Below are 25,485 nucleotides of genomic sequence, written 5' to 3'. Positions count from 1 at the left end.
GCTCTCATCCTTCCGGCCACCAGGTCCGCTGGACGTCCTTGCGGACCTCCGGCCTCTCCCTCGGCTGGACCTCGGCTTCCTGGCGTTCCCGCACCCGGCGGCTGACGGACTTGCCGACGGGCTTGTGCGTGGTCACTCGGCGCATGGCTGCCTCCCTGCCTTACCGATGTCCACCGAAGCGGCGCGCTAGACCTCCCCGCCCCACCTTTCTGATCGAGCACCTGCCCGAACCGGCGGCCGGGGCGGGCTACGACCCCCCTGGCAGCAGCCCCCCACGCGCCAACGACTCCAGTTCCGCGAGGGCGCGCAGGGCCGCCGACGCGGCGGTAGGGTCCTCGGTGGGCAGGGTGCTTGCCTCGAACTCGTCCTCGTCCAGGCGCAGGACCGTCGCGCCGTCCGCCGAGCACCACAGGTCGAGGTCCAGGTCCTCCACCGTCAGGAGTGAGCCGTCGCGGGACGCGGGGCGCGTCACGTCGCAGTACCAGCCCTTGAGGGTGCCGTCGGCGGCGTACACCTCCTTGATCGCGTACCAGCGGTCGCGCCAGTAGTGCTCGGTGAAGACGTCGCCCGGTTCGAAGCGGACGAAGCCGAAGTCGCGGACGCCGGGGGCCGCCCAGGGGGCCCGGACCGTGATCCGGGTGCCGTCGTCCTGGAGGAGCCCGGCCGGGTAGCGGATCTTGGTGCGGCCCGCTTTGACGAGGGCGATCTCCAGGGTGGGCAGGGGCTCAGCCGAAGTCTCGGACATGGCGCACCTCCGTACCGCAGACCTCGTAGCCGAACCAGTCGTTGATCGCCAGCATCGGTTCGTTCCCGGCGTCGTTGCCCGTGAACGCCTCCGTGCAGCCGGCCGCGCGGGCGCGGTGCAGGGAGTCGTTCTTCACGAGCTTGGCGAGGCCCCGGCCGCGGTGGGCGCGCGCCGTGCCCGTCATGCCGGAGGCGTAGCGGCCCGCGCCGTCCGTGCGGGCCAGGCTGAACGCCGCGGGGCGGCCGTCCACCAGGGCCACCGTGGTGAGCTCCTGGCTGACCAGCGGATGGTGCCAGGTCTCGGCGAGCCAGTGCTCGTAGTCCGTGAACTCCGCGGCCACGTCGCCCGGTTCGTCCGCCACCGTCTCCGCGTCGAGCGCGAAGAGCGGCCGCGCGTCGTCCGCGTACACCGAGCCGCTGACCAGCTCCACCCCGGCGGGCGGCTCCCGGCGGGGCGGCAGCGTGGCGTGCGCGAGGTCCAGGCGCAGGAAGTGCGCGCGACGGCTCGCGCGGTAGCCGTGGCGGGCGGCGAAGGCGAGGTTCGCCGGCTCGTCGAGCACCCACGAGTAGACGGTGGTGGCGCCCGCGTCCGCCAAATGTTCCTCGGCGGTGCGCAGCAGGAGCGTTCCGGCGCCGGTACCGAGCCGCTGCGGGTGCACGTAGACGTTGGCGAAGCCCTGGCCCGGCTCGGGGCTGTCGTAGGCGATGCCCACCTGCGCCGTACCGATGACCTCACCGTCGGCCTCGGCGATCAACTGCCGGTAGCGGGAGTCTGGATGGGCGTGCGCGCGGTCGAAGGACACGGAGTCGGGGGTGGCGAGCATGGCGGGCACACACGCCCGCCGTACGGCGGCGAAACCCGCGTCGTCCGCGGCGGCGGTGGCGGCGTCGGCGCGGAGGGCTCGGACGATCACAGTCATGGGGCCGCACGGTACGCGGGGGCACGCGGGGGTGCCTCCCATTTTCCGGGGGCGCTCGGCACTCCCGGGGCCAAGGCGGGGCACACCGGCCTTCCGCCGGGCGCCGCCGGGTGACGTGTGCCGCCGGAGGCAGGTAGTGCGGGACAATCGCTCCGTGACTTTGAAGATCGACATCGACGCGGACGCGGGCGACGCGCCCTACGAGCAGGTGCGGGCCCAGATCGCCGGACAGGTCCGCTCGGGCGAGCTGCCCGTCGGCTACAAGCTGCCCACGGTCCGGGGGCTCGCCCAGTCGCTGGGGCTCGCGGCGAACACGGTGGCCAAGGCCTACCGGGCCCTTGAGGCCGACGGGGTCATCGAGACCCGGGGCCGCAACGGCACGTTCGTCGCCGCCGCGGGGGACGCCGCCGCGAAGGAGGCGTCCAACGCCGCGCAGGCGTACGCCGAGCGGGTCCGGCGGCTCGGTCTCTCCGAGGACGACGCCCTGGCCGCCGTACGCGACGCCGTGCGCGCCGCGTACGGGACGTCCGGCTAGCGCGCCGCCGCGACAGGCTTCCCGCGGACTGCCTTACCGCACGAGCACGACCGAGTTGATCGGCGTGAAGTCGTACGGCGCGTATTCGCCCACGTAGCGCTGCACGGGGTAGCAGTTGGTTCCGTTGTACCCCTTGCAGATCTGGAAGCCGGCGCCGCCGGTCTGGTTGTTGACGATCACGCGGACGCCGGTCACGTTGGACAGGTTGTGGGCGCCGTAGCGGTAGAAGATGTTCTTGGTCAGGATGGTGCCGTTCGCCTCACGGATGCAGACCGCTCCCGACGGACAGGGCGTTGCCGCGGTGGCGCCGGGAGCCACGGCGAGTCCGACGGCGCTGAGAGCGAGAGCCATGCCTGCGGCCGACGCAACGAGCTTGCGCAATGTTCCCCCTAGGTCGTGATGTAGCTCGTGATCCAGGTCGTGATGCCCCGGTCCGGGCGTCGTGGACCCGAACGTAGACCTGGCCGGCCGGGGCGCACCAGAGCGTCCGCACAGGTCGTGACCTGGGGTGCCGACGAGCATCGGGAGGCGGAAGCGTCATCGACAATGCCATGGATGTGCGATTCAGCCGTCACAGATACAGCCCCGCGTCCACCCCCGCCCGCCCTTCCCGCTGGTCCGGGACCGACGTCGGCGTCGTACCGCGCCGCAGGGCGAAGAGCTCGGCGAGGGTGGCGCCGTCGCGGGAGATGCCCTCCTCCGTGCCGAGCCACTCCACCGCCTCGGGGCGGGTCAGCGCGCCGACCTCGATGCGGGCCAGGCAGCGGCCGGGGCGGACGACCGCCGGGTGCAGGCGCTCCAGGTCCTCGTTGGTCGTGACGCCCACCAGGACGTTGCGGCCCTGGCCGAGCAGTCCGTCCGTGAGGTTGAGGAGACGGGACAGCGCCTGCCCCGCCGTGTGCTTCGCCTCGCCGCGGATCAGCTCGTCGCAGTCCTCCAGGAGCAGCAGCCGCCAGCGCCCCTTCGCCGTGCCGTCGTCCTCACCGATCGCGATGTCCATCAGATAACCGACGTCACTGAAGAGCCGCTCCGGATCCAGGACGCAGTCCACCTGGCACCAGTCGCGCCACGACCGGGCCAGCGTCCGCAGCGCCGACGTCTTGCCCGTGCCCGGCGGCCCGTGCAGGAGCAGCAGGCGCCCGGAGATGTCCTCCGGCGTCGTCTTCATCAGCTTGTCCATGGCGTCGGCGACCGGCGCCGTGTAGTTGGGCCGCACCTCCTCCCACGTACCGGCCGAGATCTGCCGGGTGGTGCGGTGCGGGCCGCGCCGCGGAGACACGTACCAGAACCCCATGGCCACGTTCTCCGGCTGGGGCTCGGGCTCGTCCTGCGCGCCCTCCGTGGCCTGCTTCAGGACGCGCTCGGCCAGCTCGGCGCCGGTCGCCGTCACCGTGACGTCCGCGCCGCGGTTCCAGCGGGAGATCAGCAGCGTCCACCCCTCGCCCTCGGCGAGCGTCGCGCTGCGGTCGTCGTCGCGGGCCGCCCGCAGCACCGTCGCCCCGGGCGGGAGCAGCGTCACGCCGGACTTGACGCGCTCGATGTTCGCGCTGTGCGAGAAGGGCTGCTCGCCCGTCGCGAAGCGGCCGAGGAACAGCGCGTCCACGACATCCGACGGAGAGTCGCTGTCGTCGACGTTGAGCCGGATCGGCAGGGCGTCGTGAGGGTTCGCAGACATGCCGCCATGATCCGGCACGCACCCGCCCTCGTGCATCCGGTTTGCAATGGTGCGAGTCCTGTCGCGGTGGGACGAAACCTGTCCCACCGCCGAGGCCCCCCGATACACTGGTCGCCGATGGGACGTCATGGGGGGTTCTCGGGGGCACGGCGGTGGCGGCTCACCGCACTGCTCGGTGTTGCGCTGACCGCGCTGGCCCTGGCGGTCACCCTGGTCAACACGCTGCCCGGCGACGGAGGCAGCACCGCGGGCACCACCCCCGACGGCGACAAGGTGCACGGCACCCCCGCGGTCCCGCCCGGCGCGGCCGCGCCGGAGGTGGGCTGGGGCTTCACCCACACCCAGTACAGCGCGGACGACGGCGAGCCTGCGGCGGTCGAACGCGTCCGCGCCGAACTCGCCGGGCAGCGGCGGCCCGTCCCACAGATCCAGCACGTCATGGGCTGGGGCGCGGGCAACCCCGAGCCGGTCAAGGGACGTTACGACTTCTCCGAGATGGACCGGCGCATCGACTTCGTCCGGGCGAGCGAGGGCACGCCCGTGGTCACCCTCTGCTGCGCCCCCGACTGGATGAAGGGCGGCGAGCCCGGCGCGGACAACACCGACTGGAGCCGGCGCGCCCTGGAGACCGCCCCGGACCGAGCGCACTACGACGACTTCGCGAAGCTCGCCGCGACCATCGCCAGGCGCTACCCCGACGTACGCCACTTCATCGTCTGGAACGAGTTCAAGGGCTTCTGGAACGAGGAGAAGGCCCGCTGGGACCACGAGGGCTACACCGAGCTCTACAACCTCGTCCACAAGGAGCTCAAGAAGGTCGACAAGGACATCATGGTCGGCGGCCCCTACCTGGTCATGGACAGCGTCCACCCGCGCCAGAGCGCCAACGCCTCACAGGTCAAGGGCCCTTGGGGCCGCCTGGACCAGCGGGTCCTGGACGCCTTCACGTACTGGAACAAGAACAAGGCGGGCGCGGACTTCGTCGTCGTCGACGGCGCCAGCTACACGGCCGACGACGAGATGTTCCCCGACGAGTTCAAGGCCACCGACAAGCTGACGGCCGTCGGCGAGTGGGTGCGCGAGCGGACCGGCGGCCTGCCCCTGTGGTGGGCCGAGTACTACGTGGAGCCGGGCGACAGCCAGGACGACCGCGACGACTGGTCCGAGGCGCACCGCGTCGCCGTCCAGGCGTCGGGCCTGATGGCGATGGCCCGCGGCGGCGCCACCAGCGGCTTCTACTGGAACCCGCAGAAACGGGGCGCCAAGTGCGCGGGCTGCCTGTGGACGCCCACCCAACGCGCCGACGGCGGCCGCGAGCTGCCCATGCTGGAGCTCATCGAGCGGTTCGGCGCGGAGTTCGGCCCCGGCACGGAGTTCGAGCACGTCACGATCGCCGCCGACGACCGGCCGGACGTCCGCGTGCTCGCCGACGACGAGGCGGTGCTCGTCGTCAACACCCTCGACCGGCGCGTCAGTGCCGAGGTCGACGGCAAGCGGTTCGACATGGAGGGGTACGAGGTGAAGTGGCTCCAGCGCTGAGCCCCGCACCCCTGCCCGCGCCCCCGCCGTCAGTCCCGCTCACGCCATCGTCAAGAACCGCTGGATCAGCGACGCCAGCAGCACCGCGAGCAGCGGCAGCGAGAACCAGAAGCTGCTCTGGAGCCACCGCTGCTGCCGCACGCCCGGCGCCGCCGCGACCCGTACCACCTCGCGCGTGGTGAGCAGCAGCACCAGCGCGACGGCGGCGAGCGCGCCCACCACCGACCACGGCGTCCACGTCACCTTCGGCCCCACCGGCCCCGGGTCGGCCTCGGGCACCCTGCCGTCCGGCTGCTCCCGCAGGCTGTAGAGGGCCGCGTCGTCGTTGGCGAAGACCTTCTTCAGCTCCCGGCGGTCGTCGAGGTGGCGCAGCAGCCGCTGCTCCCACGTCGGCGAGTAGCCCGCGTCCAGCTGGAGAGAGGTCGACTGGCTGCTGTTGATCATCAGGTACGAGTGGGGCCCCGCGTCCCTGAGCGCCTTCACCAGGCCGGAGACAAGGGCCGGGTCGGCGGGCGCGAGTGTGGGGACGTAACTGATCTTCTCCATGTCACGGGCGCCCCACGGCAGCGCCGGCGTCACGTTCTCGACGGTGTCGTCGCTCATCCAGAGCAGCCGCACCGTCGGGTCGTCGTGCGCGTACACGTACTCCATCGCCGCGACCTCGCCGGGCCGGATCCGCTCGAAGGGTTCGTTGCCCCAGCGCGCCACGAGGAAGCCGCCCATCAGCACGAGCCCGGCCATCAGCGCGGCAAGCGGGGCGAGGCTCACCCGGTCGCGGTCCCGCTCCTCGGCGGTGACACCCGCGCGCGGGAACAGCGCGAGCCCGGCGAGCAGGGCCGCGCCCGGCAGCGCGAACATGAAGACCCGCAGGGCCATCTCACCGCCGTACGACTGCATGGCGAAACCGAGGAACGGCACGAAGGTGAGGACGAGCAGCGAGCGCTCGCCGTACCGGCAAAAACGCCGCCGCCACCAGCCCCAGCAGGCGAACGCCAGGACGGCGCCGGCCATCGCCACACGCACGTACAGCACCAGTTGGTGCGTCGAACTGCCGCCCTCGATGCGTCCGGAGACCGAGGACGACACATTGCCGCCGAGGCCGCCGACCCCGCCGAACAGTTCGTCGAAATGCCCCGACCAGTACGGCTCGGCGAGGAAGCCCAGCCAGCTGAGGACCATCACCGTGAAGAGCGTCGGCAGGCCGCGCAGCTCCGAGCGGCCGACCAGGACGAGCACCGTGAGGACGCCGAGCATCACGAACGGCGTCAGCTGGTGCGCGGGCACGGTCGCCGCGAAGAGGCCGACGAGGATCAGGAGCAGCACCGCGCGCTCCCGGCGGCCCGTCGGCTCCACCTCGCTCTCACCGGGACGCCGCTTGGCCCACAGCACGCGCGGGGCGCGGAACCACACCAGGAGTACGGCGACGAAGGCGATGTAGAGCAGATACGTGAAGCCCTGCGGGGAGAAGTAGTCCTGGCCGACCCAGCCACTCAGCACGAAGATCCACAGGCCCGCCCACTTGGCGCGCCAGGCCGCCCGCACGGAGCGCACGAGCAGGAACATCGGCGCCAGGTAGAGCAGTTGCATGGCCGTCGGCCACCAGCGGATCACCTCGGTCATGTCCGAGACACCGCAGGCCTCGGCGACGAACGTGGCCGCGGCGAAGAACCCGGGCCAGCTCCAGCGCGCGTCCAGGTCGGGCACCGCGGTGCCCGTCCGGTCGATGTACTCCAGGAAGCCCAGGTGCTGCCAGGCCGTGGCGAACCGCGGCTCGGCCTCGATGACCGCGGGCAGCGCGTGCAGCGACACGACGGTGGCGAGCAGCGTCACCAGCAGGAGGCCCTTGAGCGGCCGGTCCATCCACAGCAGTACGGCGAACACGACGACCAGGAGCGCGGCGCCGGCCAGCGTCGGCACCGGCAGCACGGAGATCAGGCCGAGCCCGCCCATGCCGTCCAGGTCCTCCTCGCCGAGGCCGAGGACGGGCAGCCAGTACAGGGCGAGCGCGGCGGCGAGCAGCAGCGCCACGAGCAGCACGCGGAGCCGGCGGGCGCGTGGGGGAGCGGACGCCTCGGGTTCCTCGGGTGTGAACTCCTCGGTGCCGCCCGGTGCGGCGGACTCCTCCCGCGAAGGCTCCGCGGGCCCCGCCGGCTCCGGAGGAGGCGAGGAAGGCCCTGTGACCGGGGTTCTCGGCGCCCATGTGGGCCGGTGGTCCATGTCGTCCCCCTCGGTCTGCGCCACGGGCGGGCCCGGCCGCACGTCCGGCCTGCGTTCCTGATGTTCGAAGTCGAGCTGTACGGCGAGCTGAAGCGTGTCCGAGTCCAGCGACTCCCGCAACGCCCAGGCGGGCCCGTGCCGCTCCTTGCCTCCCGGCGGGGCGGCGGGCGCGTCCGGCGTGCCGAGGTCGGCGAGGTCCCCGTCCGGGGCCGCCGCGCCACCGGCCGGCCCGGCCGAGGGGGCCGCCCGCGCCACGCGGTACAGCTTGGGCGCCGCGATCGCCACGATCACGGTCAGGCCGGCGATCTCCGCGATGCCCGCGCCGGTCAGCCCCATCCGCGGCAGCAGGATCAGCGTGAGGCCGAGGACCAGCACGCACAGCAGCCCCTGGAGCCAGGCGATCCCGGAGGTCTCGCTCTGGGCGCGCCGCACCGCGAAGTACGTCTCCATGACCACCCGCAGCAGCGCCCCCACCGCGAACCAGCGCAGCAGCCCAGTGGCAGCGTCCGCGTACCCCTGGCCGAACACGCGCAGCACGAGCGGCGCGGCCAGGAAGAGGATGCCGCAGACCGGCAGCATGATCACGGTCATCCGGCGCAGCGCCGCACGGGTGTTGGCGGCGAGCAGCGCCGGGTCGTGCGCGCCCTCGACGGTCAGGGAGGCGCCCATGTTGATGGCGAAGAGGTTGACGGTGCCGCCGATGGTGGTGGTGATGTAGAAGTACGCGTTGTCGACCGAGCTGACCTGCGAGGCGACGATCACCGGGACGAGATAGACCACGGCCAGCGAGAAGAGCGAGCCGGTGTAGTCGCCCGCCAGGAAACGGCCGATCTCGCGCAGCGTCGGCGGCCTCGCCCTGCCGTCGGTGGCCTTCACATGGCGCGGCACCAGACGCCGGAAGACCAGCCAGCCGAGCGGGATCACCGATACGAGGATGGAGGCGACCCAGGAGACGAAGACGCCCGCGGTCGGGATCGCCGCGGCCATCGCGACGAGCAGCGCCAGCTTGGCCACGGAGAAGACGGTGTTGCCGACGGGCACCCACAGCGCGTTGCGCAGCCCGGTCAGCACGCCGTCCTGGAGGGTCAGCACCGACCAGGCCACGACGGCGAGGACGAACCCGACGCCGTGGACGGGCCCGTGCAGGAAGCGGTACGAGGGCCCCCACACGTCGAGGGTGAGCAGAAAGACCACCGCGGCGAGCGCCACCGCCACCGAACTGGCCACGTACGTACGGAAAATGAGGCGGCCCGTGGCGCGGCCCGCGACCGGGATGAACCGCGCCAGCGCGCCGGTCAGGGTCAGGGCGGTGAGCCCCGCGAGGAGCTTCATCGCCGCGATCGCCGCCGAGCCCTGGCCGACCGCCGACTCCGAGTAGTAGCGGGCGGCGGCCAGCCAGAAGCCGACGCCGAGCACTCCGGAGATGCCCGTGTTGAGCATCAGCGCGTAGGCGTTGCGGAACAGCGGGCTGCCACCGCCCGACCCCGGCAGGCGTATGCCGCGCGGCCCGCCGGACGTGCCGGCCCGGGCGGTGGTCGTGTCAGACACGGGAACGGATGGCCTTCCGGCGGACCTGTCGGGCTCTGCGGACCAGCGCGTACCCCTTGGTCAGGGCGTGGTCCACGGCGAACGTACGGGCGAGGGCGCGCCCCTCCACCAGGCGCTCGAACTCCTCGGCCCCGGTGGAGCGGCGCACGGTGACCCGCCGCAGGGCGTAGGGGCCCTGGGCGCGGCAGGCCAGGGAGTTGCCGACGGCGAGCGACTGGGCGAACCCCGCCTCTCGCACCCGCGCGCGCACCCGGCGGCTGGAGTAGCCGTAGGGGTAGGCGAAGGAGGCGGGCCGGGTGCCCAGCTCGTCGGCCACGATGTCCCGGCAGCGGCACAGCTCGGACCACAGCTCCTCGTCGCGGAGCTGGTCGAGTTCGGGGTGGGTGTGGCTGTGCCCGCCGATCTCGGTGCCCGCTGCGGCCAGTTCGCGCACCTGGTCCCAGTCGAGCATCAGGTCGAGGCCGCCCCCGGTGTCGTGCTCCCCGCGCAGCCAGCCCGTGGAGACGAACAGGGTGGAGGCGAAGCCGTGCTCGGCGAGCACGGGCAGCGCGTGGCGGTGCACGCCCTCATAGCCGTCGTCGAAGGTGATCAGGACGGGGCGGTCCGGCAGCGGGGCGCCCGGCGAGCGCCAGGCGGCGGCCAGCTGGGCGGTGGTGAGCGGGGTGAAGCCCCGCTCGCCGAGCACCTCCATCTGGCGTGCGAACGCGTCGGGTGACACCGACAGATCGTGCGTCGCCTCGTTCGGCAGGCGCGCGACCGAGTGGTACATCAGTATCGGCACGGGTCCCGTGCTCATGCGGCAGCCCCCTCGCCGCCCGTGCCCCGTACCCCGCCCGGCTCCCCGCCGATCTCCACGACGCGGAACGCGGCGGCTCCCCTGCGCGCACGGACGCTGCCGAGTACGTACCCCCCGGCCGCGGCGGCCACTCCCGTCACGATGGCACCCGCGCGCCCCACTCCGCCGGGCCGCCCGAGCACGGCGTCCCGCAGACCGCGGCCGACCCCGGCGGGCAGTACCCGCGTGGTGTAGCGCCGCTCGGACTCAAGCCCCTTGCCCGCGCCGACGCTCCGGGACACCAGCGCCTTCGAGAGGCCCTCGGCGTACGCCCTCGTACGGAAGTAGCGGAACCGCTCCCGCGCCCCGGGCACCCGGTGGTGGATCACCGCCCGGTCATCGGTCAGCAGGACGGCGTCCGGCCGGGCGCGGGTGAGGCGGATGCAGAACTCCGTCTCCTCGCAGCCCAGCGGCCGTCGGTCGCCGTCCCTGCCGATGCCGGTCGCGAAGCCGCCCGCCACGTCGAAGGCGGAGCGGCGGAAGGAGGCGTTGCCCCCGAGGACGTTGCGCACCCGCGCCCGGCCCTCGGGATGCCCCCGGTACGTACAGCCGACGACCCAGTCGAACTCCTCGGGGAACCAGGTGGGCCGCCGTCCCGACTCCCACAGGGGCAGGGTGCGCCCGCCGACGGCGAACACCCGCGGGTCCTCGAACGCCTCGGCGAGGTGGCGCAGCCAGTCCCGCTCGGCCACGGCGTCGTCGTCGAGGAAGGCGATGACGGAGCCGCGCGAGGCGGCGATGCCGGTGTTGCGCCCCGCCGAGAGGCCGCGGGGGCCCGCGTTGGCGAGCACCCGCACCTCACCGCTCTCCCCGGCTTCCTTGTACTGCCTGGTCAGCCGGTCCAGGAGCGAGGCGTTGTGATCGACCACGAGCAGGGTCTCCCGGGCCGTCAGTGACTGCGCGCGCACCGAGGCGACCGCCGCGAGGATGTCCTCCCAGCGGTCCTCGGTGTACACGCAGACGACGACGGATATGTCCGCGCTCAAGACACCTCTCCCTGGCCCTTGCGGAACGGAAGGCCCCGCGCCGCCGCGCGCCGCGCCCCGCGTCTGCCGCGGCCGGAGCGCTCGGTGAGGATCACCTTCAGTACGCGGATGCCGTCGCGGACGGCTCTGAGGTTGCTGGCGCCGTGTATCCGCAGGTACTCGTGGCTCGGGATCTCCTGCACCTTGAGCCCGGCCTTGACGACCCGGATGTTCATCAGGGTCTCGACCTCGAAGCCGGTGCAGTCGAGCTCGATCTCGTCGAGGCAGTGCCGCCAGAAGGCGTTGTAGCCGTAGCACAGGTCGGTGTAGCGCGCGCCGAACTTGGCGTTGACCACGGAGCACAGGACGTGGTTGCCGACCTTGCGGATCGGCGTCATGTCGTCCGTGCCGCCGCCGTTGGCGAACCGCGAGCCCTTGGCGAAGTCCGCGCCCGAGACGAGGGCGGAGACGTACGAGACGATCTCCTGGCCGTCGGCGGAGCCGTCGGCGTCGACCATCACGATGATGTCGCCCGTGCACGCGGCGAAGCCGGTGATCAGGGCGTCGCCCTTGCCCTTGCCGAGCTGGCGCACCACCTTCACGTCCGGCCACAGCTCGCGGGCGACGGCCACCGTGTCATCGGTGGAGTTGCCGTCCACGAGGACCACCTCATGGATCCAGTCGGGCAATGTCTTGAATACGTAGGGAAGATTCTCCGCTTCGTTCATCGCGGGTATCACCACACTCACCGGCGGCGTGATCGCCAAGTGCGTGGAGATCGGGCGATAGTTCCTGGAGATCTCTTCCAGCGGGTCCTGGCCGGCGTCCGCCGGGCGCACAGAAGAAGTCATGACGGTGGTCCCTCTCGTCCGGTGGACCACCCGCCCCCGGGCGGTCCGGTAATTGATCCGGTTCGAAAGGGGGGTTCTCACTCGAGCATGACGAAACAGATCTCCGTGCATGCCGAGTGAGCTGGCATCGCGCGGGACGTGACCCGGCCGAAGAGCGATCACCGGGCACGGCACCCCCCTACCGCGCCCCGCGCCGGTACCATCGCGATCTTGAGCCCTCCCCTGGATCGCATTACATGATGGACCGTTGCGGGTGGATGTACGACGGTATTGATGATTGAGACTGTATGGCAAGACCTGGAACGTTGCCTCGCGTTTTACATGATTTGAGCAATCTATGCGGTCACATTCGGACTGCCCTATTCCTTGCCCGGCTGCCTGCTTGTCTCCTTGCCCGACTCCTTGCCAAGGGATCGGATTTGGCCCATCCGCTTGAGTAATTTATCGGCAGGTCCGAAGAATTCCGGCCTGGACAGCACGGTGTTCCGCAGTGCCCGGACCGGAGCGCGCCGCGCCCGGTGCCCGAGAGCCACCGGGTGGCGCAGCGCCACCCACCCCTCCGACACGGCCAGTTCGCGTGTCTTCAGGGAGTCCTTGTAGTCCTTCTGGCCGCGGCCGAGATCGAGGTACGCGATCCCGTCGGCGGCGGCAGCCTCGGCCATGCGCAGGTGCAGGACGAGGCCCGGCGAGTACTTCGCGAACGCCGGGTCGTACGCGGGGAACCAGCAGGCGAGGACCCGCTCGCTGCGCAGCCCGAAGTGCGCGGCGACCGGCACGTCGGCCACGTAGAGCACCGAGAGGATCCCGGCGAACGAGCCGGTCCTGGTGTGGAAGAGCCGGCGCACCAGCTCGGTGATCCAGGGATGCGCGAAGCGGTCGCTGCGCCCCGTCCTGCGGTACTGCGCCGACTTCCAGCCCATCAGGGTGGCCAGGGCCCCGGGGTCGCGCTCGTCGTGGACGTAGCGCACCGCCCCGTGGTCGCGCCCGAGCCTGCGCTGCTTGGCCAGCGTCGACCGGGTGAACTTCGGTGCCTTGGCGCGCAGTTGGCCGAGATAGACCTCGTAGCCCCGGTCGACGTCCATGACGGGAGAGGGGAAGCTGCCGGCGGCACCCGCCTCGAACGGGCCCTGGCCGCCGACCAGGTGATCGAACTCCCACAGCACGAGCCCGCAGGCCCGCAGCAGCTCCTGGGCGTCCCAGCGGAAACCGGGGCGGTGCACCAGCCCCTGGCAGTCGGAGACGCCGAGGCCGACGGCGCGGCCCACACCGGTGACGGACCGCTGGAAGGGGAAGAACGCCGCCGGTTCGCCGTCCTCGCGTACGACGGCGATCCGCACCCCGCGCCGGCCGTGCGCCGTGGCGAGGGTGAACTCCGGGGCGAGGAAGGGGTTGGCGAGCTCAGGCGAGCCGTCGAGGTGCGCCTTGGACTGAAGGGCGGTCCACGCCGCCCGGTCGGCGGCGGTGAGTTCGCCGGGGCGGTGCACGGTGATGTTCACGTCAGGTGGTCCACCTTCTCGCCGCACGGCGGCGCAGGCGCCGTGCCACCGTCAGCAGGAGAGCGAGAGCGCTGAGGACGGTGACGGTGACGACCCCGCCGCGCACCGACCACACGCGCAGCGCCAGCATGCCCTGCGCCACGAGGAGGTTGACCGCGACGGCGCCGGCCACGGCGGCCACGGCGCGGCCCAAGGGCGCGAGCGCCCGCAGCGCGGCGGCGAGCGCGGCCGAGGGTGCGGCGAGGAGGAAGAAGAGGGTGAAGGGGCCGCGCAGCGGCGAACTCAGGTCGACGAGCGCGAGCGTCGCGCCGACGCCCCCCACGGCGACGGCCGCTCCCGCGAGCAGCGGCAGCAGATCCTTGTCGCGGCCCCGCACGGTGCGCCGCCCCGTGTCCGATGGCGGCGCCTTGCTCCCGATGGTCTGCATTGGCGACTTTGCCCCCCGACGCGCCGGATGCCGGGCTTCAATGTCGCGCAGTCCCTGGCGACCCGTCAAGACGCGGAGGAAGCGTGCAGATGTTCCCGTCAGACGGCTGTGACAGGGGTGAACTCCCGGCGCGGCGAAGCGAATTGTTTTGGAAATCGTTGACATGGACACTATCGACGGGCCGGAGTGCGTGCTACCACGGTCGAGGCGGAAACCCTGCTAAGGGAGGTTCCATGAGATTGTCCCGCATCACGGCATATACGTCCTCGCTCCTCCTCGCCGCCGCCTTCGCCCTCACCGGGGCCACGGCGGCTCAAGCGGACCAGAACGCCGCAGCCACCGGCTATGTGGCGCTCGGCGACTCCTACTCCTCGGGCGTCGGCGCCGGCAATTACGACAGCGCGAGCGGCGACTGCAAGCGCAGCAAGCGCGCCTACCCGGCACTCTGGGCGGCATCGAACTCACCCTCCAGCTTCCACTTCACGGCCTGCTCGGGAGCCCGTACGGGTGATGTTCTGGCGAATCAGCTGGGCCCGCTCGGATCCGGCACGGGCCTCGTCTCGATCACCGTCGGCGGCAACGACGCGGGCTTCGCCGACGTCATGACGACGTGTGTGCTCCAGTCCGAGAGCAGTTGCCTGTCCCGCATCGCCCAGGCGCGCGCGTACGTCGACTCCACACTCCCCGGCAACCTCGACAAGGTCTACTCGGCGATCAGCGCGAAAGCTCCGGCCGCCCGCGTGGTGGTGCTCGGCTACCCCCGCTTCTACAAGCTGAGCGGCTCCTGCACGACCGGCCTCTCCGAGCGCGAGCGGGCCGCCATCAACGACGCCGCCGACTACCTCAACACGGCCACCGCCAAGCGCGCGGCCGACCACGGCTTCACCTTCGGCGACGTCACCCGCACCTTCACCGGCCACGAGATCTGCTCCGGCAGCGCGTGGCTGCACAGCGTGAACTGGCTCAACATCGGCGAGTCCTACCACCCCACGGCCGCCGGACAGTCCGGTGGCTACCTCCCCGTGTTCACCTCGGCGGCCTGACCCCCACCGGCTGAACCGACGCGTACGGCGAGTAGGAGCCCCCGCCCGTCGGGGTCTCCTGCTCGCACGTCACCGAGTACGCCACGGCGTTGGACGCGGTGGTCACGGGAGCGCGCACCTGCACGCTGATCGTGTTCGTATACGTCCCGCCGTCCTGGTCGTACGCCGTCTCGACCTGACTCACCTGCTTCGTCCTGCCGCTCCCGGCGGGGAAGGACAGCGTCTTCCACCCCGGCTCGCTCGGCTCCCCGGTCTTCGTGACCCAGCGGTACTCGACCTCGACCGGTACCCGCCCCACCGTGAACGCCGCCGTGAAGGACGGCGCCTGACCGGCCGCCGGCGGACATCGCCCCTCGTACTGGGTGTGGGCCCCGGAGACGTGCACCTTGACGGTCTGGGCGGGCGGAGGGGTCGTACCGTTACCGCTCCCGCCGTCGCCTCCGCCGCCGTCGGTCTTGCCCCCGCCGGACCCGCCGGACCCGCTGGACCCGCTGGACCCGCCGGATCCGCCGGATCCGCCGTCCGAGCCTTCCGACGCGCTGCCGCCCCCTCCCTTACCGCCCTCGCCTGCCTTGCCGTCCTCGCCGCCCTTGCCGTCCGAAGAGCCATCACCGGCGCCTTCTGAACTGCTGCTGCCACTGCCGCCACCGCCGCCGTCGCGGCCGATCAGCGCGTACGCGAGTCCGCCGAGGGCCAGCGCCAGTGCGATGAGCCCGGCGATCAGGACGGCCGTGCGGCGGCGCGGCGTCGGCCCGGTGGTCGTGGTCGTCGCGGTGTCGGCAGCCGTGGAGGCGGGCGCGGGCCGGGGTGAGGCGGCGGGGAAGGGGGTGGGGGGAGTGGGGCCCGTCGGTCCGCGTTCGGCCGTGACGGTCGGCTGGTGCGGGAGCGGGGTCTCGGTGAGTGGCCTGCCGCCCGAGACGATGAGCCGCAGATCGCGTTCGGCGTCGGCGGCCGGCATCCGCTCCTCCGGGTCCTTGCGCAGCAGCCCCTCGATGACCGGGGCGAGCGGCCCCGCGGCGCGGGCGGGCGGCGGCTCCTCGTCCACGACCGCGCGCAGCGTGCTCAGCGGGGTGTCCTGGCGGAACGGCGAACTGCCCTCGACGGCCGCGTAGAGCAGCACCCCGAGGGACCACAGATCGGACGCGGGGCCTGGGCTGCGGCCCAACGCCCGCTCCGGCGCCAGGAATTCGGGCGATCCGACGACCTCCCCGGTCATCGTCAGCGCGGAGCTGCCCTCGACCGTCGCGATGCCGAAGTCCGTGAGGACCACGCGGCCGTCATTGGCGATCAGTACGTTCCCGGGCTTCACGTCGCGGTGCAGGACCCCGGCGTCATGGGCGGCGCGCAGGGCCGCGAGCACCTCGGCGCCGATCCGGGCGGCGCGCCGCGGCGGCAGCACGCCCTCCGCGTCGAGCACGTCGGAGAGCGAGAGGCCCCGCACGATCTCCATGACGATCCACGGGCGGCCCCCCTCCGTCGCGACGTCGTAGACGGTGACCACGTTCCGGTGGGGGATGCGGGCGGCGGCCCATGCCTCCCGCTCCAGGCGGGCGTACAGCCGGTCGATGTCGTCCGCCGGGAGCCCGGCGGGCGCGCGCACCTCCTTGACGGCGACCTCACGCCCGAGCACGTCGTCCCTGGCCCGCCACACGGTGCCCATGCCGCCCTCGCCCAGCGGCGCCAGGAGGCGGTACCGCCCGGCGATCACGCGCTCTGGCTGACTCACGGGGCGCCCCCATCCGCAGCGGTGCGATTCTCCACAAAAGTAGCAACCGTCCGCGTGGATGACGACAGGTGAGATAGCCCACGCAAGGACCCCTGGACCGCTGGCTGGTCGAGCTGTATGTCCAACTCGCCCTGGAATCGGTCGTATTCGGAGAGTAGTCGTCAACCCCCTTGTGGGGGTGGTGAATCCTGCGACCGGGATACACGTGTGTCACGACGGGGCGATAGGGTTAACCTGCCCTGGGCCGGGTGCCCTCGTACGGGTGGGGAGTGACATGGAACAGATAACGGTGCGCAGCAGGGCGCGTGTCCCTGCGATCACTTGTGGGAGCAGCGCGAGCAGCTCGCGCCTCGACCGTCACCTCTCGGTGCTGGGCGGCCCTGCCGTCCCGCAGCGCGAGGCGCACGAGGCGACGCTGCTGATGCGTGAGCTCACCTCACGTGACGCCGTGCATGCCCGTGGCAGCAGGGGCTCTCGAGTGAGGCACGTCTCGCTCTTCGCGCCGCTGCGCAGGCTGCGGCGGACGCTTTTCGGCGGACGCTGATCACGGGTGGTCCCCGGGACTGAGCCGCCGCTCCGCGGCGGATCTTTCCCACCCACCCGCTCACCCCTCCTCCCTCCCCCCGTCACGCGGCTCAGATCAGTGCGAACTGCCCCCCGGGTCCCTCTTCACGGTGGTCGAGGACGGACGCGGGGCGCCGCGCCCCGTCGGGCGCGGGCAGTACTCCCGCTCGGCCCAGCTCGTCCACGGTGATCCGGCGACCGTCTTCCCCCGCCAACTCCTCCTGGTCCGGAGCGAGTTCCGCGATCAGCGCGAGAACCGTGATCAGCTCAAGCAGCTCAGAGGTCCAGGCCTGCGGCCATGCGGCAGGCCGGATCGCCTCCAGCGTCCCCGGCTCCGCGCCCCCTCCCGCCGCGCGCGCCGCGAACCACCGTTCGAGCACCCGCACCCCGCTCACCTCGAACTCCCACGCCTCCTTCGGCACCGGTGAGATCACACCCTCATCGCCGACCCGCAGAACCCGCTCCTCGGCTTCGTACGACAGTGAGCCGGGGCGCGCGGGCAGGGGCGCGCGGACATAGGGCCTGCGCCCTCCGGGCAGCTTCGGGCGCTCGCCGTCGCCGCGCAGGTGCAGCCGCAGCAGCCGCTCACCGAGCTCCACGCCCCGCGCCCACAGACCCGCGTCGGCCGTGAGCGGTACCCGGCAGCCCGCCGCCGAGCCGGACGCCGTGGCGAGCACCCACGCGAGCAGCGCGCGAGCCGTGACCTCCTGGCCCAGCGCCTGCGACAGATGCCCGAGCAGCCCGGGCGCCACATTGGGCTCACGGCCCCCGGGGCGGCGGAAGAGCGGCCGGATCCGCCCCGGCCGCCCGGCCGGTGAGTGGCCGTCCGGCAGCACGGCCGAGGCGAGGACCACCGGTCCCGCGGCCCCGGCGACGTACCCCTGTTCCACCGCGAAGAGCTGGCCCGCGCCCGCGACCCGCCACAGCTCGGGCCGGGCGACGTCGATGAGGCGGTGGTCGGGGATCAGCCACTGCTCGTCGAAGGGACCGTGCAGGATCCGGAGGGGCTCGGGGCAGGGGCCCCGCTCCCCGGCGAGCCGGCCCGTCCCGCCCCGGTGGCCCGGGAGTTGGGCGACCGCGGTGTGCGGGGTGCGGGAGCGGGTCGGGCGGAACAGCGCCTCGCGCTCGGCGCCCTCGGCGCGGACGAGGGCGGCCCAGCGGGCCTTCAGAGAGACGGCGTCCGGTCCCATCGGCCACCCGCGGCCCGGCCGGAGCGGTGCGACGGACCACGGCATGAGGTCCGCGAGCAGCGGCGCTTGGTCGTGCGTCACGCCCGGCATCGTACGACGGGGGCGCCCCGGCCCGTCACGTCGCGTCGAGAGTGACCGAGAAGGAGAAACGGTCGCCGCGGTAGTGGATGCGGGCCACGTCCAGGGTCCGGCCGTCCTCGTCGTACGTGATGCCCGTGTAGTGCAGGATCGGGCTGAGCAGCGGCACTTGGAGGAGCCGGGCGGTCTCCGGGTCGGCGAGGGTGGCCTCGACGGTGTCGGTGATGCGGCTGATGCGCACCCCCACCACGTCGCGCAGGACCTTCGTCATCGGCCAGCGCACGAGGTCATCCGGGTCGATGCGGGCGGCCAGTTCCGGGCGGATGTAGTTGCGGGCGTGGTTGGTCGGCTCGCCCGTCTTCTCGTCGCTGCGCAGCCGGTGGTACGTCGCCACCTCGGCCGAGTCGGGGAAGTGCCCGGCCAGTTCGGCGGGGAGCGGGGCGGTGCCGTGTTCGAGGAGCCGGGTGGTCATGCCCGACTGCTGGGCCACGATCGCGTCGACCGAGCCGAGCAGCCGCACCGGTGAGCCGCGTCGCGCGCTCGGCTCGATGAAGGTGCCGCGCCGCCGGTGGCGGGTGATGAGCCCCTCGTCCTCAAGCTCCTTGAGCGCCTGCCGCATGGTCAGCACGCTCACCCCGTAGTGCCCCGCCAACTGCTCTTCCGTGGGCAGCCGGAGCGGGGCGTCGGGGGTGCGGCCGAGTATCGACGCGCGCAGGGACTGCGACACCTGGTACCAGAGCGGCAGTTTCCGATTCAGGACGATCGAGTCCGGGGCGAAGGCGGTCACGGTCTCTCCGAATCAGTCGCGCTGCAATCAGTTGCGGAAGTGGCGCTCCAGACCCTGCCATACGTCGTCGTAGCCGCGCTGAAGGTGGGACGCGGTGGCCGCCTGCTCCGTCGCCGTCACCGGCCACCGGGTCTCGAACATGAAGGCGAGGCCGTCGTCGATCTTCTGCGGCTTCAGCTCGGCGGCCGACGCCCTCTCGAACGTCTCGCGGTCGGGGCCGTGCGCGGACATCATGTTGTGCAGCGAGCCGCCGCCCGGTACGAAGCCCCCTTCTCCGGCCGTCTTGGCGTCGTACGCGCCTTCGATCAGCCCCATGTACTCGCTCATCACGTTCCGGTGGAAGTACGGCGGCCGGAAGGTGTCCTCGCCCACCAGCCAGCGCGGCGCGAACACGACGAAGTCGACGCCCGCGAGGCCCGGGGTGTCGGACGGCGAGGTGAGCACCGTGAAGATCGACGGGTCCGGGTGGTCGTAGCTGATCGAGCCGATGACGTTGAAGCGGTGCAGGTCATAGACGTACGGGACGTGATTGCCGTGCCAGGCGACGACGTCGAGCGGGGAGTGGCCGTAGGTCGCGCGCCAGAGGTTGCCGCAGAACTTGTTCACCACCTCCACCGGGCCCTCCACATCCTCGTACGCGGCGACGGGCGCCCTGAAGTCCCGTGCGTTCGCCAGGCCGTTGGCGCCGATCGGGCCGAGGTCGGGGAGCTGGAAGGGGGCGCCGTAGTTCTCGCAGACGTACCCGCGCGCGCTCTCGTCGAGCAGTTCCACGCGGAAGCGGACGCCGCGCGGGATCAGCGCGACCTCACCCGGCTCGGCGCGCAGCAGCCCGAACTCGGTGCGAAGCAGCAGCCCGCCGTGCTCGGGCACGATCAGCAGCTCGCCGTCCGCGTCGCTGAACACCCGGCCCGTCATGGAGGAGTTGGCGTGGTAGAGGTGGATGCCCATGCCGGTGCGCTGCGCCGCGTCGCCGTTGCCGCCGAGGGTCCACAGGCCCGCGAGGAAGTCCGTGCCGGGCGCTGGCGCCGGCAGCGGGTTCCAGCGCAGCCGGTTCGGGTCGGGCACCGTCTCGGTGAAGGGGGCCGTGCGGATCGCGCCGTTGCCCGCGCGGGTGAACTCGGGGTGCGCGGCCGAGGGGCGGATGCGGTACAGCCACGAGCGGCGGTTGTGCGCGCGGGGCTCGGTGAAGGCCGAACCGCTCAGCTGCTCGGCGTAGAGGCCGAGGGGCGCGCGCTGCGGGGAGTTGCGGCCGTGGGGCAACGCGCCGGGCACCGCCTCCGAGCCGTGTTCGTTGCCGAAGCCGGAGAGATAGGTCAGCTGCTCGGCCGTCTTGCGCGCGTCGCCCTCGCCCGCTCGGCTCGCGTCCCTCACGTGGTCCCCGCTCATCATCGCTCCCTCGTGACTGATTCCTATGGGACACCGTAGGATTCGGATTTTGCTTCCGCAAGAGGAAACGCCCTCTTCCTGCCCGGCCGGGCGCCCGGCTCCGGCCCGGCAGCGACCGGAATGTGGGCGCGGGAAGCCGGGAGGCCGAGTGGTGCCCTACTCTCCCGGAATGCCTCACCGCAACCCGCCCAAGGAATCGCGGCCCCCGGCCTCCCTGCGCCACGTGCCAGTGCAGGAGCGCAGCGCGGAGCGCCTGACCCGGATCCTCGACGCCTGCGCCGCCGTCCTGGACGAGGTCGGCTACGAAGACCTGACCACCCGCGCGGTCGCCCGGCACGCGGGCGTCCCGATCGGCTCGGTCTACCGCTTCTTCGGCAACAAGCGCGCCCTCACGGACGCGCTCGCCCACCGCAATCTCGACGCCTACGCCGAGCGGGTCGCCGCAAGGGTGAGCGGTGTCGGACACGCCGACTGGCGCGGCGCGGTCGACGCCGCCTTCGACGAGTACCTGGCGATGAAGCGCACCGTGCCGGGCTTCGGCCTCGTCGACTTCGGCGTTCCCTCGGCGCCGGACGCGATGCCCGACGCGAACGTCCAGGTGGCGGAGCGGGTGGCGGCCCTGCTCGCGGACCACCTCGGCAGTCCGCTGGACGAGCGGCTGCGCCGGACCGTGCTCGTCGGCGTCGAGGCGGTCGACGCGGTGCTCCAGCTGGCCTTCCGCGGCCGTCCCGCCGGGGACCCGGACCTCGTCGAGGAGGCACGGACCCTGCTGCACGCGTACTTCGCGCGGACGCTGGACTGAGCGCTTCCGCCGGACGGCTCCCAGCCGCACCGCGTTGACCTGGAGTTTTGCGCTTATTGCTCGCGCGTCAACATCTTGTTAACGCGCGATTGCGGGTCCTACCGTCAACCGAACCGCCAGACCTGGTGGGAGTTCGATGGTGAACGTTAGGTAGCCCCCATGCTGACAATCCTCGGATTCGTCATGATCGCCACCTTCCTGGTGCTGATCATGATGAAGAAGATGTCGCCGATCGCGGCGCTGGTGCTGATCCCCGCCCTCTTCTGCGTGTTCGTAGGAAAGGGAGCCCATCTCGGGGACTACGTCCTCGACGGCGTCGGCAATCTGGCACCCACGGCGGCCATGCTCATGTTCGCCATCGTGTACTTCGGCGTCATGATCGACGTCGGCCTCTTCGACCCGATCGTCCGGGGCATCCTGCGCTTCTGCAAGGCGGACCCGATGCGCATCGTGGTGGGCACCGCCGTGCTCGCCGCCATCGTCTCCCTCGACGGCGACGGCTCGACCACCTTCATGATCACGGTCTCGGCGATGTACCCGCTGTACAAGCGCCTCAAGATGAGCCTCGTCGTGATGACGGGCGTCGCGGCCACCGCCAACGGCGTCATGAACACCCTGCCCTGGGGCGGTCCGACGGCCCGCGCCGCGACCGCGCTGAAGGTCGACGCGGCCGACATCTTCGTCCCCATGATCCCGGCGCTCGCCATGGGCCTGGTCGCCGTGTTCCTCCTCTCGTACGCGCTGGGCCTGCGGGAGCGCAAGCGGCTCGGCGTGCTGTCGCTGGACGAGGTGCTGGAGAAGGAGACGGCCGAGGAGACGGTCCTCGTGGGCGCGGGCGGCGGCGACGAGCGGACGTCGCTCACCAAGGGGGCCACCGGCGGCACGGCTTCCGGCACGGACGGCGTCGGGACGGAGGGCGCCGAGGGTACCGGGGCCGCCTCAGCCGCCTCAGACGGCTCGGATGCCTCCGACGACGACGGGTTCCAGGGGCTCGACCCCCACCGCGCCACCCTCCGCCCCAAGCTCTACTGGTTCAACGCGGGCCTCACCGTTCTCCTGCTCACCGCCATGATCATGGAGTGGCTGCCGATCCCGGTCCTCTTCCTGCTCGGCGCCGCGCTCGCCCTCACGGTCAACTTCCCGCACATGCCCGACCAGAAGGCCCGTATCGCCGCCCACGCGGAGAACGTCCTCAACGTCACCGGCATGGTCTTCGCCGCTGCCGTCTTCACCGGCGTCCTCACCGGCACCGGCATGGTCGAGCACATGGCCGACTGGCTCGTCGGCGCGATCCCCGAGGGCATGGGCCCGCACGGCTTCTATGGGCCTGCCGGTCCTGAGGCCAGGCGCACGGCGTCTCCACCCATCGCCCCGCCTCCACGCTTCGCCCGCGTCGCGATGTCGTGTACGTGCTCGTCGGCATGGCCAAGGTCGAGTTCGGCGACCACACCAGGTTCACGGTCAAGTGGGCCGTGCTCACCTCGCTGGTGGTGCTCGGCGCCGGAATCCTCTTCGGCATCATCTGATGCCGTACGCCATACCCGGGCCCGGTGGCAGGGGCTGGCTGCTCCGTCTCGTCATCGCCTTCGGCTTCGCGCAGGGGGCGGTTTCGATGGCGCGGCCCGCCGTCTCCTACCGGGCCCTCGCGCTGGGCGCCGACGAACGCGCAGTCGGCGTCATCGCGGGCGTGTACGCGCTGCTGCCGCTCTTCGCCGCCGTACCGCTCGGCCGCAGGACCGACAACGGGCGGTGCGCGCCGCTGCTGCCCCTCGGCGTCGTCCTGATCTCCGGCGGTTGCGCCCTGAGCGGCCTGGCGGGTTCCCTCGGCGCGATGGCCGCGTGGAGCGGCGTGATGGGGCTCGGCCACCTCTGCTTCGTGATCGGCGCGCAGTCGATCGTCGCCCGGCAGTCCGCCCCCGCCGAACAGGACCGCAACTTCGGGCACTTCACCATCGGCGCCTCGCTCGGCCAGCTGGTCGGGCCGATCGCCGCGGGCGCCCTGATCGGCGCCGACATGGGCCGCACCAGCGCGCTCGCCCTGCTCGTCTCGGCGGCGGTCGGCGCGGTGTCGCTGACGTCGCTGTGGCGCATCGAGCACATGCGCCACGCGCCGGCCGTGCGGCAGCGGGACGAACGGGTTCCCGTACTCGGCATCCTGCGCGCCCGGGGCGTGCCCGCGGGCATCTTCATCAGCCTCGCCGTGCTCTCCGCGACGGACATCCTCACCGCCTACCTGCCGGTGGTCGGCGAACACCGAGGCATCGCGCCCGCCACCGTCGGACTGCTCCTGAGCCTGCGGGCCGCGTCGACCATCGCCTGCCGCCTGGTGATGACGCCGATGATCCGACTGCTCGGCAGGACGGCACTCCTGACCGGCTCGTGCCTGCTCGGCGGAGTCCTGTGCGCGGGGATGGCGCTGCCCGTACCGGTGTGGGGCCTCGCCCTGATGCTCGGCGCGCTGGGCTTCTGCCTCGGCGTGGGACAGCCGCTCTCCATGACGACCGTCGTCCAGGCCGCTCCCGCCGGCGCCCACTCGACGGCCCTGGCCCTACGCCTCACCGGCAACCGCCTCGGCCAGGTCGCCGCGCCCGCATCGGCGGGCCTGGTGGCAGGAGCGGCGGGGGTGGCGGCACCGTTCGTGATGCTGGGCGGCTTGCTGCTCGTCGCGGCGAGCCTGGGCACGCGGACTTCCCGCCCTTGACGGCAGCCCACCCAGGGGCGCGGGGAACTGCGCGCTCAGCCACGTACGTCCCGCACCGTCAGACGCGGGCAAGCCTGCGGCACAAGGCGGTCGGCGCCGAGCACGGCCTTGCCCCAGGGGCGCGGGGGCGCGCCCAGCCCCCGACAACCCGCACCGGCAGACAGCCAGAGGCACCCGGCACGGGAAACGCCCCGGAGGCGTCGACAACCTCCGGGGCGCAACTACCCGTACAAAGCCACCAGTTACGGGACGATCTTGAGCAACCGGTTGGGCGAACCGGTACCCGGGTTCGTCACGACACTCGGCGTGGACCCGTTCACCAGAGCGGAAGCGACCTGCGCCGGCGTGGCCGACGTGTGGCCCGCCAGATAGACCGCCGCCGCGCCCGCGACATGCGGGGTCGCCATCGACGTACCGGAGATGGTGTTGGTCGCCGTGTCGCCGGTGTGCCAGCCCGCCTTGATGGAGACGCCCGGCGCGAAGATGTCCAGGACCGAGCCGTAGTTGGAGAAGCTCGCCCGAGCATCGGTGTTGCTGGTCGCGCCGACCGTGATGGCCGCGGGGACGCGCGCGGGCGAGGAGTTGGCGGCGTTGGTGCTCTCGTTGCCCGCGGCGACCGCGTAGGTCACGCCGTCGGCGATGGAGTTCTTCACCGCGGTGTCCAGCGAGGTGGAGGCGCCGCCACCGAGCGACATGTTGGCCACGGCCGGGGCCCCGGCGGTGTGGTGCCTGGTCACCCAGTCGATGCCCGCGATGACCCCGGCGGTGGTGCCGGAGCCGTTGTTGTCGAGCACGCGCACGGCCACGACCTTGGCGTTCTTGGCGACGCCGTACGTCTTGCCCGCGACGGTCGTGGCGACGTGCGTCCCGTGGCCGTTGCCGTCCTGGGCGGTGGTGTCGCCGTCCACGGCGTCGTAGCCGTTGACCGCGCGGCCGCTGATCTCCGAGTGCGAGATCCGCACCCCGGTGTCGATCACGTACGCGGTGACGCCGGAGCCCGCGGTGTCCGGGTAGGTGTAGCTGCCGTTCAGCGGCAGCCTGGCCTGGTCGATGCGGTCCAGACCCCAGGGGGCGTTCGTCTGCGTCGCGTCGGCCCGAACCCGCTGGTTCTGCTCGACGGAGGCGACCGCCGGGTCGGCGGCGAGGCGTCTCGCCTCCGCCGCGCTCAGCTTCGCGGTGTAGCCGTTGAGCGCGGACTTGAAGGTCTTCGTGACCGAACCGCCGTACTCGGATATGAGGTTCTTGCCCTGGCTCGTGGCGGCCTTGAGGCCCGAGCTCTTCTTCAGCGTGACGATGTAGCTGCCCTTGACGGCGTCGGCGGAGCCGGCCGCGATCACGGTGCCCTCGGCGGGGGCGGCCTGGGCGGGCAGAGCGGTGACCGTGCCGAGAACGGCGGCGGCGGCGGTCGAGATCGCGGCGGCGATCACAGTCTTCTTGCTACGCGGCATTGCCATTA

General features: G+C 72.1%; 22 protein-coding genes and 1 pseudogene. 7 read left to right on the top strand and 16 right to left on the bottom strand.

The annotated features are described in order from the left end of the window. Window positions 1-4: 4 nt before the first annotated feature. The 3 genes from KKZ08_RS08025 to KKZ08_RS08015 form a co-directional block, all read right to left on the bottom strand. On the bottom strand, window positions 5-145 hold the full coding sequence (locus KKZ08_RS08025; protein ID WP_223773785.1) for a hypothetical protein: 141 nt from the start codon (window positions 143-145) through the stop codon (window positions 5-7). A 102-nt stretch (window positions 146-247) separates the two neighbouring features. Beyond that, window positions 248-745, bottom strand: coding sequence for a DUF402 domain-containing protein (locus KKZ08_RS08020; protein WP_223773784.1), 498 nt, complete (start codon window positions 743-745; stop codon window positions 248-250). Then, window positions 726-1,664, bottom strand: coding sequence for a GNAT family N-acetyltransferase (locus KKZ08_RS08015; protein WP_223773783.1), 939 nt, complete (start codon window positions 1,662-1,664; stop codon window positions 726-728). The genes KKZ08_RS08020 and KKZ08_RS08015 overlap by 20 nt, the downstream gene beginning before the upstream one ends. Window positions 1,665-1,818: 154 nt before the next feature. Between KKZ08_RS08015 and KKZ08_RS08010 the strand changes: the two genes are divergently transcribed. After that, complete coding sequence (locus KKZ08_RS08010; protein ID WP_223773782.1) at window positions 1,819-2,199, top strand: GntR family transcriptional regulator; 381 nt, start codon at window positions 1,819-1,821, stop codon at window positions 2,197-2,199. A 33-nt stretch (window positions 2,200-2,232) separates the two neighbouring features. Here the strand turns inward: KKZ08_RS08010 and KKZ08_RS08005 are convergent, their stop codons facing one another. After that, complete coding sequence (locus tag KKZ08_RS08005) at window positions 2,233-2,550, bottom strand: hypothetical protein (protein WP_223773781.1); 318 nt, start codon at window positions 2,548-2,550, stop codon at window positions 2,233-2,235. A 220-nt stretch (window positions 2,551-2,770) separates the two neighbouring features. Beyond that, the gene (locus KKZ08_RS08000; RefSeq protein ID WP_223773780.1) at window positions 2,771-3,874 is read right to left on the bottom strand and encodes a DUF5925 domain-containing protein; all 1,104 of its coding nucleotides are present in this window, start codon (window positions 3,872-3,874) and stop codon (window positions 2,771-2,773) included. A 117-nt stretch (window positions 3,875-3,991) separates the two neighbouring features. On the opposite strand from KKZ08_RS08000, the gene KKZ08_RS07995 reads away from it, so the two are divergent. Beyond that, on the top strand, window positions 3,992-5,413 hold the full coding sequence (locus KKZ08_RS07995) for a xylan 1,4-beta-xylosidase (protein WP_223773779.1): 1,422 nt from the start codon (window positions 3,992-3,994) through the stop codon (window positions 5,411-5,413). A gap of 39 nt (window positions 5,414-5,452) precedes the next feature. Here KKZ08_RS07995 and KKZ08_RS07990 read toward each other — a convergent pair whose 3' ends face one another. The 6 genes from KKZ08_RS07990 to KKZ08_RS07965 all read right to left on the bottom strand — a co-directional run bounded on the left by KKZ08_RS07990 (window position 5,453) and on the right by KKZ08_RS07965 (window position 13,752). Next, window positions 5,453-9,070, bottom strand: coding sequence for a lipopolysaccharide biosynthesis protein (locus KKZ08_RS07990; protein WP_223778952.1), 3,618 nt, complete (start codon window positions 9,068-9,070; stop codon window positions 5,453-5,455). A 100-nt stretch (window positions 9,071-9,170) separates the two neighbouring features. After that, entirely contained in the window at window positions 9,171-9,974 is an 804-nt protein-coding gene (locus tag KKZ08_RS07985) for a polysaccharide deacetylase family protein (protein WP_223773778.1), read from the bottom strand. Continuing rightward, a complete protein-coding gene (locus tag KKZ08_RS07980; protein ID WP_223773777.1) occupies window positions 9,971-10,999 on the bottom strand; it encodes a glycosyltransferase family 2 protein in 1,029 nt (342 codons plus the stop codon). The genes KKZ08_RS07985 and KKZ08_RS07980 overlap by 4 nt, the downstream gene beginning before the upstream one ends. Further along, window positions 10,996-11,829 carry a glycosyltransferase family 2 protein gene (locus tag KKZ08_RS07975; RefSeq protein WP_223773776.1) on the bottom strand — a complete coding sequence of 278 codons (834 nt, stop codon included), beginning with the start codon at window positions 11,827-11,829 and terminating at the stop codon, window positions 10,996-10,998. The genes KKZ08_RS07980 and KKZ08_RS07975 overlap by 4 nt, the downstream gene beginning before the upstream one ends. Before the next feature lie 359 nt (window positions 11,830-12,188). Further along, window positions 12,189-13,325: a GNAT family N-acetyltransferase gene (locus KKZ08_RS07970; protein WP_223773775.1), complete on the bottom strand. Its 1,137-nt coding sequence runs from the start codon at window positions 13,323-13,325 to the stop codon at window positions 12,189-12,191. Between the two features lies 1 nt (window position 13,326). Then, window positions 13,327-13,752, bottom strand: coding sequence for a hypothetical protein (locus tag KKZ08_RS07965; RefSeq protein WP_223773774.1), 426 nt, complete (start codon window positions 13,750-13,752; stop codon window positions 13,327-13,329). Window positions 13,753-13,985: 233 nt separating this feature from the next. Between KKZ08_RS07965 and KKZ08_RS07960 the strand changes: the two genes are divergently transcribed. Beyond that, window positions 13,986-14,795, top strand: a complete 810-nt coding sequence (locus KKZ08_RS07960; protein ID WP_223773773.1) for an SGNH/GDSL hydrolase family protein — start codon at window positions 13,986-13,988, stop codon at window positions 14,793-14,795. Here KKZ08_RS07960 and KKZ08_RS07955 read toward each other — a convergent pair. Next, window positions 14,779-16,521 carry a serine/threonine-protein kinase gene (locus KKZ08_RS07955; protein WP_223773772.1) on the bottom strand — a complete coding sequence of 581 codons (1,743 nt, stop codon included), beginning with the start codon at window positions 16,519-16,521 and terminating at the stop codon, window positions 14,779-14,781. The genes KKZ08_RS07960 and KKZ08_RS07955 overlap by 17 nt on opposite strands. A 274-nt stretch (window positions 16,522-16,795) precedes the next feature. Between KKZ08_RS07955 and KKZ08_RS07950 the strand changes: the two genes are divergently transcribed. Continuing rightward, entirely contained in the window at window positions 16,796-17,065 is a 270-nt protein-coding gene (locus tag KKZ08_RS07950; RefSeq protein WP_223773771.1) for a hypothetical protein, read from the top strand. A 91-nt stretch (window positions 17,066-17,156) separates the two neighbouring features. Here KKZ08_RS07950 and KKZ08_RS07945 read toward each other — a convergent pair whose 3' ends face one another. Genes KKZ08_RS07945 through hmgA form a run of 3 tightly spaced genes read right to left on the bottom strand, consistent with a single transcriptional unit; the run spans window position 17,157 to window position 20,526 of the window. Continuing rightward, window positions 17,157-18,365 (bottom strand): type ISP restriction/modification enzyme, encoded by a 1,209-nt coding sequence (locus tag KKZ08_RS07945; protein WP_223773770.1) that lies wholly within the window; start codon window positions 18,363-18,365, stop codon window positions 17,157-17,159. 25 nt (window positions 18,366-18,390) lie between these two features. Next, a complete protein-coding gene (locus tag KKZ08_RS07940; protein WP_223773769.1) occupies window positions 18,391-19,140 on the bottom strand; it encodes a GntR family transcriptional regulator in 750 nt (249 codons plus the stop codon). A 27-nt stretch (window positions 19,141-19,167) separates the two neighbouring features. Further along, window positions 19,168-20,526, bottom strand: coding sequence for a homogentisate 1,2-dioxygenase (gene hmgA, locus KKZ08_RS07935; protein WP_223773768.1), 1,359 nt, complete (start codon window positions 20,524-20,526; stop codon window positions 19,168-19,170). Window positions 20,527-20,695: 169 nt separating this feature from the next. On the opposite strand from hmgA, the gene KKZ08_RS07930 reads away from it, so the two are divergent. From KKZ08_RS07930 to KKZ08_RS07920, 3 genes and pseudogenes are all read left to right on the top strand, one after another. Next, entirely contained in the window at window positions 20,696-21,328 is a 633-nt protein-coding gene (locus KKZ08_RS07930) for a TetR/AcrR family transcriptional regulator (protein WP_223773767.1), read from the top strand. Window positions 21,329-21,487: 159 nt separating this feature from the next. After that, a pseudogene (locus KKZ08_RS07925) lies at window positions 21,488-22,854 on the top strand (citrate:proton symporter). Continuing rightward, the gene (locus tag KKZ08_RS07920) at window positions 22,854-24,029 is read left to right on the top strand and encodes an MFS transporter (protein ID WP_223773766.1); all 1,176 of its coding nucleotides are present in this window, start codon (window positions 22,854-22,856) and stop codon (window positions 24,027-24,029) included. The pseudogene KKZ08_RS07925 and the gene KKZ08_RS07920 overlap by 1 nt, the downstream one beginning before the upstream one ends. A 242-nt stretch (window positions 24,030-24,271) precedes the next feature. Here KKZ08_RS07920 and KKZ08_RS07915 read toward each other — a convergent pair whose 3' ends face one another. After that, complete coding sequence (locus KKZ08_RS07915) at window positions 24,272-25,483, bottom strand: S8 family peptidase (protein WP_223773765.1); 1,212 nt, start codon at window positions 25,481-25,483, stop codon at window positions 24,272-24,274. Between the last annotated feature and the right edge of the window lie 2 nt (window positions 25,484-25,485).

The sequence above is a fragment of the Streptomyces sp. 135 genome (genome assembly GCF_020026305.1).
GTDB lineage: Bacteria > Actinomycetota > Actinomycetes > Streptomycetales > Streptomycetaceae > Streptomyces.
Note: the sequence above shows the minus strand (reverse complement) of the source record. Positions and strands in the feature narration are given on the sequence as shown.

Bases quoted from the DNA above. Each gene is read 5' to 3' on its own strand.
- KKZ08_RS07975 (WP_223773776.1), bottom strand. From the start codon at position 11,829: ATGACTTCTTCTGTGCGCCCGGCGGACGCCGGCCAGGACCCGCTGGAA.
- KKZ08_RS07945 (WP_223773770.1), bottom strand. From the start codon at position 18,365: ATGCCGGGCGTGACGCACGACCAAGCGCCGCTGCTCGCGGACCTCATG.
- KKZ08_RS07990 (WP_223778952.1), bottom strand. From the start codon at position 9,070: ATGCTCAACACGGGCATCTCCGGAGTGCTCGGCGTCGGCTTCTGGCTG.
- KKZ08_RS08000 (WP_223773780.1), bottom strand. From the start codon at position 3,874: ATGTCTGCGAACCCTCACGACGCCCTGCCGATCCGGCTCAACGTCGAC.
- KKZ08_RS08005 (WP_223773781.1), bottom strand. From the start codon at position 2,550: ATGGCTCTCGCTCTCAGCGCCGTCGGACTCGCCGTGGCTCCCGGCGCC.
- KKZ08_RS07950 (WP_223773771.1), top strand. From the start codon at position 16,796: ATGGAACAGATAACGGTGCGCAGCAGGGCGCGTGTCCCTGCGATCACT.
- KKZ08_RS07930 (WP_223773767.1), top strand. From the start codon at position 20,696: ATGCCTCACCGCAACCCGCCCAAGGAATCGCGGCCCCCGGCCTCCCTG.
- hmgA (WP_223773768.1), bottom strand. From the start codon at position 20,526: ATGAGCGGGGACCACGTGAGGGACGCGAGCCGAGCGGGCGAGGGCGAC.
- KKZ08_RS08020 (WP_223773784.1), bottom strand. From the start codon at position 745: ATGTCCGAGACTTCGGCTGAGCCCCTGCCCACCCTGGAGATCGCCCTC.
- KKZ08_RS08015 (WP_223773783.1), bottom strand. From the start codon at position 1,664: ATGACTGTGATCGTCCGAGCCCTCCGCGCCGACGCCGCCACCGCCGCC.
- KKZ08_RS07920 (WP_223773766.1), top strand. From the start codon at position 22,854: ATGCCGTACGCCATACCCGGGCCCGGTGGCAGGGGCTGGCTGCTCCGT.
- KKZ08_RS07995 (WP_223773779.1), top strand. From the start codon at position 3,992: ATGGGACGTCATGGGGGGTTCTCGGGGGCACGGCGGTGGCGGCTCACC.
- KKZ08_RS07915 (WP_223773765.1), bottom strand. From the start codon at position 25,483: ATGGCAATGCCGCGTAGCAAGAAGACTGTGATCGCCGCCGCGATCTCG.
- KKZ08_RS08025 (WP_223773785.1), bottom strand. From the start codon at position 145: ATGCGCCGAGTGACCACGCACAAGCCCGTCGGCAAGTCCGTCAGCCGC.
- KKZ08_RS07960 (WP_223773773.1), top strand. From the start codon at position 13,986: ATGAGATTGTCCCGCATCACGGCATATACGTCCTCGCTCCTCCTCGCC.
- KKZ08_RS07985 (WP_223773778.1), bottom strand. From the start codon at position 9,974: ATGAGCACGGGACCCGTGCCGATACTGATGTACCACTCGGTCGCGCGC.
- KKZ08_RS07965 (WP_223773774.1), bottom strand. From the start codon at position 13,752: ATGCAGACCATCGGGAGCAAGGCGCCGCCATCGGACACGGGGCGGCGC.